This is a genomic window from Streptomyces sp. NPDC020362, from assembly GCF_040642095.1.
GTDB lineage: Bacteria > Actinomycetota > Actinomycetes > Streptomycetales > Streptomycetaceae > Streptomyces.
In genome coordinates this window covers 1-3,488 of sequence record NZ_JBFAET010000396.1, presented here as the reverse complement: position 1 = coordinate 3,488, position 3,488 = coordinate 1, and the positions used below count along the sequence as shown (strand labels likewise).

Genomic DNA, 3,488 nt, shown 5'->3' with positions numbered 1-3,488 from the left:
CCGAGGCTGGGACCTGGACAAGCTCTACGACCCCGACCCCGACCAGCCGGGAACGTCGTACACCCGCCACGGCGGATTCCTCCACGACGCGGACCGGTTCGACCCCGGCTTCTTCGGCATGTCACCGCGCGAGGCCACGGCCACGGACCCGCAACAGCGGCTACTGCTGGAGACCGCCTGGGAGACCTTGGAGAACGCCGGTGTCGACCCGATGGCCCTCAAGGGAAGTCGTACGGGCGTGTTCACGGGCACCATGAACAACGAGTACGCCGCACGGCTCGCCGGGCCCCCACAGGAGTTCGAGGGTTTCCTGCTGACCGGCAATCTGAGCAGTGTGGCCTCCGGGCGTATCTCCTACACCCTGGGGCTGGAGGGGCCCGCCATCACCGTGGACACGGCATGCTCCTCTTCGCTGGTCGCCCTGCACATGGCGGCGGGCGCCCTCCGACAGGGTGAGTGCGACCTCGCGCTCGCCGGCGGCGCCACGGTGATGCCCGGCCCTTCCACCTTCGTCGAGTTCTCCCGGCAACGTGGTCTGGCGCCCGATGGCCGGTGCCGGCCCTTCGCGGCGTCCGCGAACGGCACCGCCTGGTCGGAGGGCGTGGGCCTGGTCCTGCTGCAGCGGCTGTCGGACGCCCGGCGGGACGGCAACAGGATCCTGGCCGTCCTGCGCGGCTCGGCCGTCAACCAGGACGGGGCGAGCAACGGACTGACCGCTCCGCACGGTCCCTCCCAGGAACGGGTGGTCTGGCAGGCTCTGGCCAACGCGGGCCTGCGCTCCGCCGACGTGGATGCCGTGGAGGCGCACGGCACCGGCACCTCACTCGGCGACCCCATCGAGGCGGGGGCGCTGCTCGCCACGTACGGACAGGGACGACCCGCGGACCGGCCTCTATGGCTCGGCTCGTTGAAGTCCAACATCGGCCACACACAGGCCGCCTCGGGCATCGGCGGCGTCATCAAGATCGTCGAGGCCATGCGGCACGGCGTTCTTCCGAAGACTCTCCACGTCGACGAGCCCACCCCGCACGTCGACTGGTCGGCCGGGGCGGTCCGGCTGCTGACCGAGGCCCGGCCGTGGCCCGAACCCGACGGCCGGCCCCGGCGCGCCGGCATCTCGTCCTTCGGTGTCAGCGGCACCAACGCGCATGTCGTCATCGAGCAGGGCCCCGTCGCCACCACAGAGCCCGAGCTCGGCGACGCACCGGTCGAAGGCTCCGCGGTGGCGTGGATCGTGTCGGGAGCGGACGAGGCGGCGCTGCGCGCGCAGGCCGAGCGGCTGCATGCCCATGTGACCGAGCACCCCGGACTGCGAGTCGCCGACGTGGCGTTCTCCCTGGCCACGACTCGCGCGTCACTGCGGCACCGGGCTGCGGTCGTCGGGTCCGACCTCGACGGCCTGCTGGGCTCCCTCACGGCCCTCGCCGAGGGCGGTGCCCCGCCCACCGTGGTGCGGGCGGCACCCGCCCCCCACGGCAAGATCGCGTTCCTCTTCTCCGGTCAGGGCAGCCAGCGGCTCGGCGCCGGCCGTGAGCTCTACACCACAGCGCCGGTCTTCGCGCGAGCCCTGGACGAGGTGTGCGCCCATCTCGACCCCCTCCTCGACCGGCCGTTGAAGAAGGTGCTGTTCGCCTCGGAGGACTCCGAAGACGCGGTCATGCTGGACCGAACCGCCTTCACGCAGGCCGCGCTCTTCGCGGTCCAGGTCGCCCTCCACCGGCTGGTCGAGCACCATGGCCTGGTCCCCGACCATCTGCTCGGCCATTCCATCGGTGAGGTCACCGCCGCTCACCTGGCCGGGGTGCTGGACCTGGCGGACGCGTGCCGTCTGGTGGCCGCGCGCGGCAGGCTGATGCAGGCCGTCGGTGAGGGTGGGGCGATGGCCGCCCTGCAGGCGGGCGAGCAGGAGGTTCGTGACTCCCTGGCCGGCCTGGGTGACGCGGTCGTGATCGCGGCCGTCAACACTCCCCGAGCCACCGTCGTCTCGGGCGACGAGGAGGCCGTCGAGCAGGTCGGCGCCCACTGGCGCTCCCTGGGGCGCAAGACCCGGCGTCTGAATGTCGGCCACGCCTTTCATTCCCCCCATATGGAAAAGATCCTCGGCGAGTTCCTCGAAGAAGTGGCAGGCCTGGCGTTCCACGCCCCCCGTATCCCCGTCGTCTCCAACGTGACGGGCGTGCAGGCCACCCAGGAGCAGTTGCGCTCGCCGGGGTACTGGGCGCGCCACATCCGTGAGACCGTCCGGTTCGCCGACGGTGTCGCCTTTCTGGAGCGCGAGGGCGTCACCGACTACCTGGAGATCGGTCCCGACGCGGTACTGACAGCTCTGGTCCAGGACTGCCTCACCACACCGGCCGCGGCCCTGGCCCCCGTGCTGCGCGCCGGCCGGCCGGAGGGCGAGACGGTGGCCGCCGCGCTGGTGCTTGCATACCTGCGTGGTCACCCGCTCGACCGGGCTGCGCTGTTCCCGCGCGGCCGGAGTGTGCAGCTGCCGACGTACGCCTTCCAGCGCTCGCGGCACTGGCTGGAGAACGCGCCGGTGGCGGCCGACGCCTCCGGACTCGGCCTCTCACCTGCCGACCACCCGCTGCTCGGCGCGGCACTCGGCATGGCGGGGCGTGACGAGACCGTGTTCACCGGCCGCCTGTCGCGGGCGACACACGGCTGGCTGACCGACCACGCCGTGTTCGGCACGGTCGTACTGCCGGGCACGGTCCTGGTGGAAATCGCGCTGCGCGCCGCCGACCAGCTCGGCTGCGGACGCGTCGACGACCTGACGCTCTCCGCTCCGCTGCCGCTGCCCGAACGCGGCGGCATACGGCTCCAGGTGGTGGTCGGCGCGGCGGACGACTCCGGGCACCGCCCCGTGTCGGTCCACTCGTGCCCGGACGAGCCAGGACAGCCGTGGACCCTGCATGCCGAGGGCACTCTCGCCCCGGACCGTGAAGAACCCGCGGCCGAGCCACCGGTGTGGCTGCCGGCCGGTGCCCGGGAACTGCCGCTGGACGGGGTGTACGACCGTCTGGAGGAGCACGGTTACCGCTACGGCCCCGCCTTCCGTGGGCTGCGGCGCGTCTGGCGCGCCGAGGGTGAGCTCTTCGCAGAGGTGGCCCTGCCCGACGAGCAGCGTGCCACGGCGGGCGACTTCCTCCTGCACCCCGCCCTGCTCGACACGGCGCTGCACTCTCTGCTGCCGGGCGTCGGGGGCCCCGATCGCGGCCCGTTCCTGCCGTTCACCTGGGCAGGAGTGACCCTCCACGCAGCGCACGCGTCGCTGCTGCGCATGCGCCTGACGTGGCGGGGGAACGAAACGGTCTCTCTGACCGCCACGGACGAGTCCGGCGCCCCGGTGGCCACCGTGGACTCGCTGGTCCTGCGACCGCTGTCCCGCAAGAGCTTCGGCCGGGCTACCCACATTACGGGGGACGGCCTGTTCCGGGTCGAGTGGAGCAGTGCGCCTGCCGCGAGCCAAGCCGCTCGGATCCGCG

1 protein-coding gene is annotated in these 3,488 nt (G+C 72.4%); it reads left to right on the top strand.

The genetic code is table 11. The features are described 5' to 3' along the window. Positions 1-3,488 (top strand): type I polyketide synthase (locus AB0H32_RS47425; protein ID WP_361135673.1); only part of this gene is annotated, 3,488 nt, incomplete at both ends.